At 75.3% G+C, this 12,878-nt stretch carries 11 protein-coding genes; 6 read left to right on the forward strand and 5 right to left on the reverse strand.

Annotated elements, in window-relative coordinates:
• Nucleotides 1–101 precede the first annotated feature (101 nt).
• Both CWIS_RS00090 and CWIS_RS18195 read left to right on the forward strand, forming a co-directional pair.
• Nucleotides 102–500, forward strand: coding sequence for a hypothetical protein (locus tag CWIS_RS00090; RefSeq protein WP_048341184.1), 399 nt, complete (start codon nt 102–104; stop codon nt 498–500).
• A 148-nt stretch (nt 501–648) separates the two neighbouring features.
• Complete coding sequence (locus tag CWIS_RS18195; RefSeq protein WP_156186494.1) at nt 649–792, forward strand: hypothetical protein; 144 nt, start codon at nt 649–651, stop codon at nt 790–792.
• A gap of 70 nt (nt 793–862) precedes the next feature.
• Here the strand turns inward: CWIS_RS18195 and CWIS_RS00095 are convergent, their stop codons facing one another.
• Entirely contained in the window at nt 863–1,447 is a 585-nt protein-coding gene (locus CWIS_RS00095; protein WP_048341185.1) for a TetR family transcriptional regulator, read from the reverse strand.
• A 137-nt stretch (nt 1,448–1,584) separates the two neighbouring features.
• On the opposite strand from CWIS_RS00095, the gene CWIS_RS00100 reads away from it, so the two are divergent.
• Nucleotides 1,585–1,794, forward strand: coding sequence for a BldC family transcriptional regulator (locus CWIS_RS00100; RefSeq protein ID WP_048341186.1), 210 nt, complete (start codon nt 1,585–1,587; stop codon nt 1,792–1,794).
• Between the two features lie 85 nt (nt 1,795–1,879).
• A complete protein-coding gene (locus tag CWIS_RS00105; RefSeq protein ID WP_048341187.1) occupies nt 1,880–2,284 on the forward strand; it encodes a transferase in 405 nt (134 codons plus the stop codon).
• Between the two features lie 44 nt (nt 2,285–2,328).
• On the opposite strand, the gene CWIS_RS00110 is transcribed toward CWIS_RS00105, so the two are convergent.
• The 4 genes from CWIS_RS00110 to CWIS_RS00125 form a co-directional block, all read right to left on the reverse strand.
• Nucleotides 2,329–4,311 carry a hypothetical protein gene (locus CWIS_RS00110; protein ID WP_048341188.1) on the reverse strand — a complete coding sequence of 661 codons (1,983 nt, stop codon included), beginning with the start codon at nt 4,309–4,311 and terminating at the stop codon, nt 2,329–2,331.
• On the reverse strand, nt 4,289–4,984 hold the full coding sequence (locus CWIS_RS00115; protein ID WP_048341189.1) for an ABC transporter ATP-binding protein: 696 nt from the start codon (nt 4,982–4,984) through the stop codon (nt 4,289–4,291). The genes CWIS_RS00110 and CWIS_RS00115 overlap by 23 nt, the downstream gene beginning before the upstream one ends.
• Complete coding sequence (locus CWIS_RS00120; protein WP_141370686.1) at nt 4,984–5,280, reverse strand: hypothetical protein; 297 nt, start codon at nt 5,278–5,280, stop codon at nt 4,984–4,986. The genes CWIS_RS00115 and CWIS_RS00120 overlap by 1 nt, the downstream gene beginning before the upstream one ends.
• A gap of 344 nt (nt 5,281–5,624) precedes the next feature.
• Entirely contained in the window at nt 5,625–7,052 is a 1,428-nt protein-coding gene (locus CWIS_RS00125) for a basic amino acid/polyamine antiporter (protein ID WP_307722639.1), read from the reverse strand.
• Between the two features lie 443 nt (nt 7,053–7,495).
• On the opposite strand from CWIS_RS00125, the gene CWIS_RS00130 reads away from it, so the two are divergent.
• The gene (locus CWIS_RS00130; RefSeq protein ID WP_048341191.1) at nt 7,496–12,217 is read left to right on the forward strand and encodes a hypothetical protein; all 4,722 of its coding nucleotides are present in this window, start codon (nt 7,496–7,498) and stop codon (nt 12,215–12,217) included.
• Nucleotides 12,218–12,333: 116 nt separating this feature from the next.
• Complete coding sequence (locus tag CWIS_RS18205; protein ID WP_141370684.1) at nt 12,334–12,621, forward strand: hypothetical protein; 288 nt, start codon at nt 12,334–12,336, stop codon at nt 12,619–12,621.
• Nucleotides 12,622–12,878 lie beyond the last annotated feature (257 nt).

Below are 12,878 nucleotides of genomic sequence, written 5' to 3' on the forward strand. Positions count from 1 at the left end.
CGCCGGCCGCGCGTGGCGGGGACCAGCGCCGCCAGGGCTGAACCGCGGTCGCCGGGTAGCCGCCCGTTGTCGTGGCCGCCCGCGGGTGCGAGGGTGACCGCATGGTCTCCCACGCGCCCGCGACGCCGCAGACGACCGCCGCCCGTCCCGGCTGGGTGCTCGGGCTGTGGGCGCTCGCGGGGCTGTGCCTGTCGTTCGTCGTCAGCGTCCTCGGGGTGTTCCTCGTGCCCGTCGGGCTCGCGCTCGTCGTCGTGCTGGTCGTGCGTCGCCGTGCGTCCGGGTGGCCCGCGGCGCTCGTCGGTGCCGGCCTGCTGCCGCTGTGGGTGGCGTGGGAGAACCGCGCGGGCCCGGGCGAGGCGTGCACGTCGACCGCGACGAGCCAGAGCTGCACCGAGCTGTTCAGCCCGTGGCCGTGGGCGGCGGTCGGCCTCGTCCTCGTCGTGCTGGGCGTGACGCTCGTCGTCCGGACCGGTCCGGCCCGACGAGACCGCGCGGCCTGACCCGCACCGCCGCACGCCCGCGCGAGACCACCCGACCAGGCGACTCGCCGGTCGCGACGCGCCCTGACGCGCGCAGAGCGGCCTTTGGTCCCAGGCGCCGCCCCGCCGCGCAGGAGTAGGTCTAGGGCATCACAAGGAGGTGATGCCGGTGTTCTCCATCGGGGCGAAGCCGGGTAAGGGCAAGTTCTTGGACGCGTGTGGTCACACCGTCGAGCTCAACGACGACGAGGCGCTCCCGCCGTGCCCGCAGTGCGAGCACAGCGCCGAAGTGAGGTGGTGGAGACTCATCTGAGCCGGCGCCCGCCGCCCGGCGTGACACCCGGCGTCCGGCGAGCGGTTGCTGCGCCGCGCGGTGGCTGAGGTCAGGCGATCGGCCAGACCTCAGCCATCGCCGCGTCGAGCAGCTCGGCCAACGGGCGCTCGCCGTCGCAGGCGACCCACGCCTCGCGCGCCGACTCGAAGCACGCCACGGCGACGGCGGCCTGGATCCTGACGGTCTGCTCGGCCTCGTCCGGCCTGCGCTGCTGGATCGCGGCGACGAAGCCCTCGCGCCAGAGTCGCATCTTGAGCATGTGGCGGCCGTACAGGTGGGGCGTCGTGTACAGCAGGCGCAGCAGGGGGAGCGCGAAGTCGTCGGTGGTCGTGCTCTCGACGAAGGCGTCGAGGGCACGACGGATCGCGATCCAGGTGGGCTCGTCGGCCGGCCTGTCGACGAGCAGCTGCGTGGTGTGCGTGCGCCAGTGCGCCGACAGGCGCTCGAGCACGTCGTCCTTGGTCGAGAAGTACCGGAAGAACGTGCGCTCGGACATCCCGACCGCGGCCGCGATCTTCTCCACGGGGGTCTCGTCGAAGCCGTTCGCGATGAAGAGCTCGATCGCCGCGCGCGTCACCTCGTCCTGAACGGCACGGCGCTTGCGGTCTCGCAGCGAGGTCTCCTGGTGGGGCATAGGTCTCACTTTAGAGCAAAGGGGTGCAGATTTCGCCCGTTCGTGTCATATTTGTCAGTGACTGACAGATCGGGACGGCCGGTACACCGTCCCGCCACGACGAGGGCGGTCCGCACGCCGCCCCGGGGGGAGACACCATGACTGACGCACGCCTTGACGAGGCCGAATTGCTGACCCCGCACGAGGTCGCGAGCCTGTTCGGCGTCGACCCGAAGACCGTCACGCGCTGGGCGCGCGCCGGCCGGCTCACCGCCATCCGCACCCTCGGCGGCCACCGCCGCTACGCGGGCGCCGAGGTCCGCGCTCTCATCGCCCCCCGCACGTCGCCCCGCACCCTGTCCGCGTAAGCGCAGCCTGGGCCCAGCGCCTGCCGCGGCTCTCCGAGCGAGCGGTGGGAACATCGGGCGGGGTCGAATCGTTCTTGTCGACGCCATGAAGAAACGATACGAAGAGCTCGAGACCGAAGACGGCGTGACCGTCCGCTACCGCCGGCACGACAACGGCGGCGGACTCGTGGCGATGGCCGCGACCGTCGATCCCACCACCTATGTCGCCGAGACCGCCTGGGTCGACCCGGGCGCGACGATCGGCGGCGGAGCGCACATCGGGGCCCACGTCTGGGTCGAGCCCGGTGCGGTCGTCGGACCGCACGCGCAGCTCGGCACGCACGTGCACGTCGGGCGCGGCGCCGTGATCGGGTCGGACGCGCGGCTCGCGACGCGCGTCTCGGTCGGAGCCGGCGCGCACGTCGCGGACGACACACGTGTCCCCGCGGAGGCGGTCGTCCCCGCACGGACACAGGTCACCCCCGCGACCAGCCACACGCTCGCCGCCTGAGGCGCCGTGGCGCGGCCTGACCGGCCGTTCGCGGCGCGTGCGCGTCACAGGTCGGCGAGGGACCCCGGCGGTGCCGGGCGACCTCCGGCCACCCACGCCACGGCTGCGACGAGCGCGATCGCGGCGACCGCAGGCAGCACCGCGGCGCCGACGACCGCGGGGTCGAGCATGTCGGCCGTGCCCGCGTAGGCGACGGCGGTCCAGCCACCGAGGACCCCGACGCCCACGCCGACCGCCGTGGTGACCAGCACGGGCGCGGCCATCTGCGTGACCGCGACGACGCGCATGGCCCGCCGCGGCGTGCCGATCGCACCCAGCGCGGCGGTGGTGCGCCGCCGGGACCACCAGACCTCGAGCAGGCACACGACCAACGCGGCGCTCACCAGGCCCGTGCCGACGGCCAGCCCCGCCCGGACCACACCCGTCTGCTCGTCCGCGTAGGCCACCAGGTCGGCGTCGTCCGCGCCCGCCCGCAGCACCAGCTCCGGGAGCAGGCGGTGGATCCGGGACGTGACGGCAGCCGCGGTCTCGTCGGACACCGCGAAGGTCACCCACCCGGCGTCGAGGCCCGTCCACGGTCCGTCGCTCGCGTCCGCGCCCGTGCGCTCGACCGTCGCGACGCTCAGGCCGAGGCCCGCGAGCGCGTCCCGCTGGGCCGCGGTTGTCGTGGACAGGTCGACCTCGATACCCGCCGAGGGTCCGTGCGCGTCGCGGTCGAGCGCGACCAGCAGCCCCGTGCCGTACGCGCTCGTCATCACGAGCACCGCCGCGAGCGCGGCGCACCTTCCCGTCGCGTGCGCGTGCCAGCCCGCGCCGCGCAGCCCGAGCCGGACGTCGGGCCGGGTGGCGCGCGCAGCGAGCCGGTCGGCGAGCCACGTGGTCACCGTGTGGACCGCGTGCGGTGCGGCGACCACGACCGCGAGGGCCGCGGTGCAGCTTGCGACCATCGAGGCCACGACCGCGGAGTCCGGGGCGCCCTGGTCGCCCGGGTGCGACGCGAGTCGGACGCACAGCCACGCCAGGCACGCCGCGGCGGGCACGCCGAGGACGTAGCCGAGCAGCGCGACGCGCGGGCTCGGCAGGCGGTGCTGCCGGGTCCCGCCGGCCTGGGAGCGCATGGTGCGCCGCGCGACGACGAGCACGACGAGCGCGACCGTGACGGTCAGCAGCACCTCGAGGAGCACCGGCACGGCGCCCTGCTCGGGGAACCAGCGCCGGCCGAGCAACCCGCAGGACCCGAGCCAGGGGTGCACGACGCGCGCGGCGGCGACGCCCGCGCACGCGCCCACGACGGCGACGGCCGCCATCTCCCACCCGAAGACCCGCGCGCACCGGCGCGGGCTCATCCCCGCGAGCACGAGCGCACGCGTGCGGGCCACCCGGGCACCCGCGCAGGCCCGCACCCCGAGCGCGAGGAGCAGCGCCGCGGGGCACACGACGAGCACGGTGATCTCGGTCGCCCGCACCCTCGCCGGGGTCGAGGACGTGACCACGGGCCCGCCGAACGCGATGACGGGCTCGGCCGGCAGCGGCGGCGAGCCCGCGGGCAGCACCGTCCAGGACACGAGCTCGTCAGGGCCGGTCAGGCCTGCCGCGCCGATGTGCTCGGGTACGACGCCCGGCACGCTCACGTCCGGGTGCTCCAGCAGGGCGCGGCTCAGGGCGGGCGACACGATCGTCTCGCCCGGGCGCGGCCAGCGCACGAGCCCCGGAGGCAGCGGGGCGTCGTCGCGGGTGCCCGTCACGACGGCGTGCGTCCACGGCCGACGCCCGAGACGGTCGTCACTGACGAGGACCCGCAGCTCGGACGTCGTGGGTGCACCGGGCCCCGCCACGACGCGCGTGCGCGCCGCGGCGGCCGAGGCCGCGTCCGCGCTCACGCGCGGCACCGTCGTCCCGACGAGCACCCCGAGGACCGCGAGCGCGACCCCGACGGCGAGCACGGTGAGCCGCACGGCCTCCGTGCGACGGCCCCCGCGCACGAGCCGAAGCGCGAGCCGCAGGTCACCCACCTGCTGCTCCGACACCCGCCGCGACCCGGCCGTCGACGATGCGCACCTGCCGCGCGCAGCGCGCCGCGACCTGCGGGTCGTGCGTGACGAGCACGAGCAGCGAGCCGCACCGCTCGACCTGCTCCAGGAGAAGGTCGAGCACGATCTCGCGGTTGGTGGAGTCGAGCGCGCCCGTGGGCTCGTCCGCCAGCACGACCGACGGTCGGGCGGCGACGGCGCGGGCGACTGCGGCGCGCTGCGCCTGCCCACCGGAGACCTCGCTGGGCCTGCGGCTGGCGCACGTCGTGAGCCCGAGCTGCGCGACGACCTCCGCGACCCGGTCCCGCACACCGCGCCTGCGCATCCCGGCGAGCTCGAGCGGCAGTGCGATGTTCTCCTGGAGGCTGAGCTCCGGCACGAGGCCCGAGGACTGCAGGACGAACCCGACCTCCCGCAGCCGGAGCTCCGCGCGCTCGTCGTCGGACAGGCGGTTCAGGTCGCGACCCGCGACGACGACCCGTCCGCGCGCAGCGGGCTGCAGGCCGCCGAGCGCGTTGAGCAGGGTCGACTTGCCCGCACCGGACGGCCCGGTGACGGCGACCGTGGTCGCAGCCGGCAGCGTGAGGTTCACGGACGACAGCACGGGCTGCCCCCCGAGGTCGACGCACAGGCCCTCGACGACGAGCGCGTTCGTCGCGGGATCGTCCACTAGCGGTTGACCACTCGAGACTTGCACTCGTCCCAGAGGACCTTCTCGTGGCAGAGCTGGAGCGTGAACTGGTCGGCGTAGCGCACGTCGCCCGGGCTCAGGGACTTCGCGAAGTTGACCGTCTCGGTGCCTGACTTGTCCCAGATCGAGACGTAGCCGTAGCCGTCAGACTTGGCCTGCAGGTGCGCGTCTCCCTTGGTCACCGAGAGGGTTCCAGTGATGCGCGTGTAGTACAGGCAGGACCCTTGCACGCAGTCGTGGGCTCCGTAGAAGAAGTTGTAGCTCCCGTTCGTCACGGTTGCACCGGTGACTGAGATGCTGGCGTACGACCCGGAGCTCGCTGCCTGCGCGGCGGCTGCTCCGATTCCCGTCAGCGCAACCGTGGTCAGAATGATGGCGATGTGCCGTCGCATGCTTCCCCCTGTGTTCGGTTGAGGTCTGCGCCCAAGGCGTAGAGCTCGGCTCCAGCGCGCGCAGCTGCGCTGAAACCGGGAGGAACGTAGCAGAACAGGGTCCCCGCTCGGGGGCGCTATGACCAGCAGGTTTGCTGGGAAGAGCTCTGAGCAGGCGCGTCGGTCGGGTGCTTCGGCTCGCCCGACGGGCGCGGCGCTCCTGACCTCCCACGTCGGGTGGGGCGCACCTACAGCGCGATCAGTCCCGTGAACAGCGCGACGAGGCCCGCGGCCGCGCCCAGCAGGGAGACGGCGAGCACGACGCGCTCGCGGGGGGAGAACCAGCGACGGCCCTGCTCGCCGCGCGTGAGGACGAACAGCACGGAGGCGGGCGCGTAGACGACGAACACGACGAGCAGGTGGTCGATCCCGGCCGCAAACAGCAGCCACGCGGTGTAGAGCGTCGCGAGCGTCGCGACGACGAGCTGGCCGCGCGGGCTGCGGTCGCGGCGGAGCAGTCGCACGCCGTACGCGGCGGCGAGCAGGTAGGGGATGAGCACGAGCGCGCCGGTGAGCTCGAGCGCGAAGTCGAACGCGCGCTCCGAGGCGAGCGTGAGCAGCAGCACGGCCTGGGCGAGCGCGGTGGACATCAGGAGTGCGGGCACGGGCGCGTCGTGCTCGTTCGTCGTGCGCAGGAACCGGGGCATGTCCCCGTCGCGTGCCGCGACGAACAGCACCTCGGCGGCCATGAGCGTCCACGCGAGGTACGCGCCGAGCACGGATACGACGAGGCCCGCGGAGACGAACGTGGTGCCCCACGAGCCGAACGCGGCGTCGAGCACGCCGCCCATCGACGGCTCCTCGAGCTGCGCGATCTCGTCGGCCGGCAGGATCCCGTAGGACACGATCGTCACGGACGCGAACAGCGCGAACACCGAGCCGAACCCCAGGAGCGTGGCGCGCCCGACGTCCTGGCGGCGGCGCGCGTGGCGCGAGAACGTGCTCGCGCCCTCGACGCCCAGGAAGACGAAGACGGTGACGAGCATGGTGCCGCGCACCTGGTCGAGCAGCGTGCCCGAGCCGGGCGAGCCGCCCCAGTTGTCGGCGAAGACCGCGGGGTCGAACGCGACGACGGCGAGCACGACGAACACGACGATGGGCACGAGCTTGGCGACGGTGACGACGCGGTTGACCGCGGTGGCCTCCTGGATGCCGCGCCGGACGATCGCGAAGAACAGCCACAGACCGGCGCTGCCGACCGCCACAGCGAGGAACGTGTCGCCCGAGCCGAGCGCGGGGAACACCGCGCCGAGCGTCGAGGTGATCAGCACCCAGTACGTCACGTTGCCGACGCACGCGGACGCCCAGTACCCGAACACGGAGAAGAACCCGAGGTACTCGCCGAACCCCGCCTTGGCGTAGGCGTACACGCCCGCGTCGAGGTCGGGCCGGCGCACCGCGAGCATCTGGAACACGAGCGCGAGCATGAGCGTGCCGGCGCCCGCCACGCCCCACGCGACCAGCGCGCCCGCGGCGCCCGTCGACTGCGCGAACTGCCGGGGCAGCGAGAACACCCCGGCGCCGACCATCGACCCGACGACGAGCATCGCCATGGTCGGGACGCTCAGCGTGCTCCGGGTGGGCGCGGTGGTGCCCGCGGTGGCCATGACGTTCATCCAACACCCGGCTCCCGGGCGGCCGCTGAGACGTGCGACCTACCGTGCGGGCTCCGGCCCGTGGCATCCGTTGCGTCGATCACCTGGGTCCCTCGGCCGTTGACCTGGGGTGCTGTGCCACTCGGGTGAGGGAGCGAACGGCACCTTCGTGACATTCTGCGAAATCATGGACTGGACGGTTGACCAGCAGCTCAGGTATGACGCATGATGACTCCCGACGGTGCGCATCGCCTGCCCCCTGCGCGGTGCGCACCGTTCTTACGTCCGAGAGGCGGCCGCGATCATCCGCGGCCGCCTCTCGCGTCTCCGGGCCCGGTCGCCGAGCGGGGCCGTATCGATGCGAGCCGCGCGATCATGCGGATCGTCACCACTGAAGGCGGACAACTCGTGCGCCCTCGGCGCGTCACGGCCGAGCCTGACACGCCAGCGCTTACCGTCGCAGAGTGACCGTCCCCGCGCGTGCCTCTGCCACGGGAGCCGGCTCGGACCACGGGCCCGGCCCTGACGAGGCCGACCCCACGACCACCCCGACCGCCGGACCCGCCTCGGGCGACGCGTCGTCGGCCGACGAGCAGACCGGCGGACCTGTCGCGCTCGTCGAGCCCCCGTCCGACGCGGAGCTCGTCGAGAGCGCGCTCGCCACGTGGCGCGGCTCGCTCGTGGAGGCCGCGGGCGGCTCGACGCTCGCGGACATCGACCTGCTCGGCGAGGCCGCGCTCGACCTGTCCGCCGCGCACCCGTCAGGCATGGCGCAGCTCTTCGCGGGGCGCGAGACGCGCCTGTCGAACCTCGTGCGCGAGGGTGCGGCGCTCTCGGCCGCACGACGACGAGCCCGCGCGGTCGGCTCGCGCGCAGCGGCCTACGAGCAGCGGTACGGCATCGCGCCCACGTCGCTCGCGATCGGCGTCGCGACGTGGACGGAGCGCACCGCGGGTCAGGTGGGGCAGGACGACGTCGTCGCCCTCGCGAGCGTCACGCGCGCGCAGTCGCCCGCCGCGTCGCCCGACCAGGCCCCGGCCGAGCCCCGCCGGCTGCACGCGCCCGTGCTGCTGCGACCCGTCGCGCTGCGTGCCCGCGGCACGGGGGAGAGCGACTACGAGCTCGCGCTCGAGCCGTCGCTCGAGGTCAACCCGGTCCTGGCCCGCGCCCTGCGCTCGCGCGGGGCCCTGCTCGACCCCGCGGCGGTCGCGCGCGGCGCGTTCACGCCAGGCGGGTTCGACCCGCGCAGCGCGCTGCAGCGGCTCGCCTCCCTCGGCGAGGCCGTGCTCGAGGACTTCGCGATGACCGAGCGCGTCGTCGTCGGCACGTTCGTCCACCCGGGCCAGGTGCTCGTCGACGACCTCGACAACCTCGCCGCGGGCGCCGCGCACCACGAGGTGCTCACCGCGCTCGCGGGCGTCGAGGCGGACCTCGCGCGCCTGCACCAGCCACTGCCCGCCGTGGTCGAGGGCGACCGGGACCCCGCGCACGAGCGCGGCGTCGGCGACCTCGACCCCGCGCAGCAGCACGTGCTCGACGTCGTCGCGACCGGGTCGCACCTGTTCGTCGACAGCCCGACGGGTGCGGACGAGTCCGGGACCATCGCCGCGATCGTCGCCGACGCCGCAGCCGCCGGACGCACCGTGCTCTACGTGCCCGGCCACCGGCGGGCGGCCGTCGCGCTCACCGAGCGGCTCGCGGCGCACGGCCTGCACGACCTGCTGCTCGACATCGCGCCCGAGGCGGGCTGGCGCACCGCGGCGACCCGCCGCCTGCTGGGCGCGATGACCGTCGAGGCGCCCGTCGTCGACGTGCGCGGCGTCCAGGCCCTGCGCTCGGACCTCGTGGGCCACCGCGAGGCGCTGCGCGGCTACGTGACGAGCCTGCACACGTCCCGCGAGCCGTTCGGGGTCTCCGCCTACGACGCACTGCAGCACCTCGCGCGGCTCACCTCGACCCGGCCCGCACCCCGCACGAGCGTGCGGCTCACCCCCGACGTGGCGAGCGCGCTCGACGACGCCACGCGCTCCCGCCTCGCGGCCGACCTGCGCCGCGCGGGGGAGCTCGGGGCGTACTCCGTGCGGCCGGGGGACACCCCCTGGTACGGCGCGGACCTGCGCACGCACGCCGACGCCGACGTCGCGCGTCGTCGTCTGACGCGCCTGCTCGACGACACTCTCCCGCGCCTCGCCGAGCGCAGCGTGCAGGTCGACACCGAGACGGGCCTGCTGCCCGCCGAGACCGTCGACGCCTGGGGCGAGCAGCTGCGCATGCTCGACGGCGTCCGCGCGTCGCTCGACCTGTTCCTCCCGATCGTGTTCGAGCGGACCGCCGCCGACCTGGTCGCCGCGACCGCGACCAAGCAGTGGCGGGCCGAGCACGGCGTGACCATGGGCTTCTGGCTGCGGCGCCGGCTGCGGCGCCAGGCACGCGACATGGTGCGTCCCGGACGCCCCGTCGCCGACTTGCACGCCGCGCTCGTCGAGGTCCAGGCGCGCCGCGAGATCTGGCAGGCCCACTGCCCGAGCGGCGGCTGGCCGCGACTGCCCGAGGGGCTCGAGGCGCTCGAGAGCGAGTACCGGGGGATCCGGGAGGACCTCGAGGCGCTCGACGAGGTGCTCGCGACGACCCCCGCAGGCGCCGGTCTGTGCGCGACTCCGCTGACCGCGCTCACCGAGCGGCTCGCGCGCCTGCGCGGCACCCAGGACGCGCTCGAGACGCTGCCCGACCGCACCGGGCTGCTCCACGGCCTGCGCGCCGCGGGCCTCGGTGACCTCGTCGACGACCTCGCCGAGCGGCGCGTCGCACCCCAGGCCGCACCCGCCGAGCTCGAGCTCGCGTGGTGGAGCACGGTGATCGAGCAGATCCTCGCGCAGGACCCCGCGCTCGCGGGCTACGACGGCGAGACGCTCGGGGCCATGACGGCGCGCTACGCCGAGCTCGACCGCGCGCACGTCGCGAGCCTCGCGCTGCCCGTCCGGTCCGCGGTCGCGGCGCAGGTCAGCGCCGTGCTGCGCCGGCACCGCGAGCAGGCCGAGGAGCTGTTCGCCGAGCTCGTCGAGGAGCGCATCACGTCGCTGCGCGACACGTTCGCGCGCTACCCCGACGTGGTGCGGCGGCTGCGTCCCGTGCTCGTCGCGAGCCCCATGCTGGTGCCGCAGGTGCTGCCTGCGTCCCGCACCGTCGACCTCGTCGTGCTCGGTGCCGCGGCGCACCTGTCCACCGAGGTCGCGCTCGCCGCGCTCGCCCGGGGGCGGCAGGTCGTCGTCGTCGGCGACGCCCGGTGCGCGTCCGGCAGCGCGGTGCGCGAGCTCGCGGCCGTCCTGCCGCGCGCCACGCTGCGCGCCGACTCGGTCGCGCGCGACCCGTACCTCACCACGTTCCTCGCCGAGCACGGGTACGGCGACGCGCTCGTCGCGACGCCGCTGCCCACGAGCCGGCCGCTGGTGCGCCTCGAGGTCGTCGACGGCACCGGCATGCCCGGGCAGACGTCCGGGGTGGTCGAGACGACGACCGCCGAGGTCGCGCACGTCGTCGACCTCGTGCTCGAGCACGTGCTGAGCCGCCCCGAGGAGTCGCTCGCGGTCGTCACGGTCACGCCCGCGCACGCGGAGGCCGTCCGCGAGGCCGTGCTCGACGAGGTCCGCACCAACCCCGCGCTCGCCGCGTTCTTCGACCCCGCGCGGCCCGAGCCGTTCGTCGTCACCGACCTCACGGGCGTCGCGGGCCTGCACCGGGAGGCCGTGATCCTGTCGCTGGGCCTGGGGCGCACGCCGCACCGCCGCGTGCTGCACACGTTCGGCGCCCTGTCCGGCCCCGGCGGCGCCGCGCTCCTGCTCGACACGCTCGGCTCGACACGGCACCGGCTCGTCGTCGTCTCGTGCTTCGGCGCCGACGACCTCGACACCGAGCGCCTGCGCGGCGACGGCCCGCGCCTCCTGCACGACCTGCTGGCGTTCGCCGCCGAGCGCGGCACCGGCCAGACCGCTCCCGCGTCGCACGCCGTCGACCCGGACCGTCTCCTCGTGGACCTCGCCGAGCGCCTGTGGCGGCACGGCCTGATCGTCGAGCTGGACTACGGCGTGCCCGGCGGGCAGCGCATCCCGATGGTCGTCGGGCACCCGTCGCTCCCGGGCCGGATGCTCGTCGCGGTGCTCACGGACGACGAGGCCTACGTCGCCGAGCCGAGCGTGCGCGTCCGTGAGCGGCTCACGGCCGACCGGCTCGAGCGGCTCGGGTGGACCGTCGTGCGGGTGTGGTCCGCCGCCGCGTTCCTCGACCCCGACGCCGAGGTCGACCGCATCCGTCGGCACGTGCACGCCGCCGTCCCCGCGCCGGTCGAGCCCCGCACCGGGACCGCCGTGATCGGCCTGCCGCAGTCGTGGACCGACGACGAGCGTGCGCTGGGCGCCGAACGCCCGGCACGCGCCGCCGCTCGGGACGCGGGGGCTCTCGCGGCCGCGACGACCGACGTGCCCGCGGACGTCGTCGGGCAGGCCGTGGTGCCCGCCGCCGAGATCGTCCCGGCCGCGGATGCCGTCCCGTCCACCGGGGGTGTCCCGGCCGCGGATGTCGTTCTCTCCGTCGGAGGTGTCCCGGACCTGGATGCCGTCGCCGCCTCCGAGGTCGTCCGGCCCGAGCAGGTGGAGAGCTCGCCGACCGCTGCGAACGCAGCCGGGGCCGCGGCCGTCGGCCACGTCCCCGTCGGCAACGGTCGACCGGAGAACGAGCCGGTCGAGCACACGGCCGAGGCCGAGCCCGCGGCTGACGAGGCCCGGGGCCGTGCGCGCCGACGCCAGGGGCGCGGTCGCAAGTCCCGCGCGCCGATGCCCGAGGTCACGCGCAGCACGACGTCCGCCGCCATGACGACGCCCGGTGGTGCGGCGACGGCTCCCGACCCCACGGTCGAGGCCCCGCCCGTGTCGCGGCCCCTCGCGGTCGTCCGCTCCGAGCAGCCCGCGCTGCCCGTGCGGACGCTCCCGCGTCCCGACGTGCGCCGCGGCCTGCCGATCGCCGCCTACAGCGACGACCAGCTCGACGACCTCGTCGCGTGGCTGACGTCGGACGGCGTGGAGCGCACGCGCGACGACCTTGCCGCCGAGCTGCGCGACGAGCTCGGCGTCACGCGTCGCTCGTACCGCATCGACACGGCCGTCCGCGCCGCCATCGCCCGCGCGCTGAGCTGACGGCTCCCGCGCCCGCCCGGTGGGATGATCGGCGTATGGGCGGCGACCACCACGAGCGAGGGGCAGCGGGCGCGACGGGGGCTCCCACGCCGACCGCGCGTCGGCCGCGTCGGGCCGTGCGCCCGTCGGGCACCGTCGGCACCGACGAGACCGTGCTCCGCAGCGCGTTCCCGGCGCCGCCCGCCCGCACGGCCGGCGCCCCGACGTCGGGCGCTCCGGCATCTGCCGCCTCCACGTCGGCCACCGCGACGCCCCTCGCCGGGACGACGGCTGCCCCGGTGCCGGACCGCTCGTCGGATGCGCTGCTCGCGGCCCGCAGCGCCGACGACTCCGACCTCGGCTGGGGCGGCGGCCGCGACGACAACGACGACCGGCTGCGCCAGGACAAGCCCCCGCACTGGTAGGCGCGACCCGACCCCAGCCCCGAGCGGGGTGCGGTCGTCCACAGCGCCGGCCGCGTGGGTCCCGCGACCTCGGGACGCGCGCCTAGCGTCGCCCCCGTGCGGGGATGGGTAGACGGCGGGGTACCGCCGCTGGAGCGGCGCAGGCGGCCGGTCAAGGTCGCGTGGCGCGGGGTGCTGTGGCGGTGGCGCTTCGTCGTGGCCGCGCTCGGCGTGGGGATCGCGGTGTCGTCGGCGCTCCAGGTGCTGCGACCGCCCGA

This window comes from Cellulomonas sp. A375-1 (assembly GCF_001040865.1).
Lineage (GTDB): Bacteria > Actinomycetota > Actinomycetes > Actinomycetales > Cellulomonadaceae > Cellulomonas > Cellulomonas gelida.

Bases quoted from the DNA above. Each gene is read 5' to 3' on its own strand.
- CWIS_RS00090 (WP_048341184.1), top strand. From the start codon at position 102: ATGGTCTCCCACGCGCCCGCGACGCCGCAGACGACCGCCGCCCGTCCC.
- CWIS_RS00095 (WP_048341185.1), bottom strand. From the start codon at position 1,447: ATGCCCCACCAGGAGACCTCGCTGCGAGACCGCAAGCGCCGTGCCGTT.
- CWIS_RS00100 (WP_048341186.1), top strand. From the start codon at position 1,585: ATGACTGACGCACGCCTTGACGAGGCCGAATTGCTGACCCCGCACGAG.
- CWIS_RS00105 (WP_048341187.1), top strand. From the start codon at position 1,880: ATGAAGAAACGATACGAAGAGCTCGAGACCGAAGACGGCGTGACCGTC.
- CWIS_RS00125 (WP_307722639.1), bottom strand. From the start codon at position 7,052: ATGAACGTCATGGCCACCGCGGGCACCACCGCGCCCACCCGGAGCACG.